Annotated in this window: 1 protein-coding gene; it reads left to right on the top strand. The window is 63.6% G+C overall.

The window, feature by feature from the left end:
• A partial coding sequence (locus R0J87_RS25655) for a hypothetical protein (RefSeq protein ID WP_498889833.1) occupies positions 1 to 228 on the top strand: 228 nt, incomplete at both ends.

Raw genomic sequence — 228 nt, 5'->3', positions numbered from 1 at the left:
GCCGAGCGTGGGCAAGGCGTGGTAGACGATGGGCCGTCCCGTGGACGGGAAGTGAGTCGCTACTGGAATGACTGCCACAGCATGCGGGACTTGGCCTATTTCAGCCCCTTGACGAAAGAGGTATGGCGGCGTGCACAGCAGGGGCGCGATCCTCTCGGCCTGGATGCTCAGCTCCTCAGCTTGCTCGCATTACGCTGGCCAAACCCGCAGCACCCATCCGTGCACTGG

The sequence above is a fragment of the Halomonas sp. SIMBA_159 genome (assembly GCF_046536035.1).
Lineage (GTDB): Bacteria > Pseudomonadota > Gammaproteobacteria > Pseudomonadales > Halomonadaceae > Vreelandella > Vreelandella venusta_A.
The sequence above is the reverse complement of the archived record's forward strand: the minus strand, read 5'-3'. Positions and strand labels throughout refer to the sequence as shown.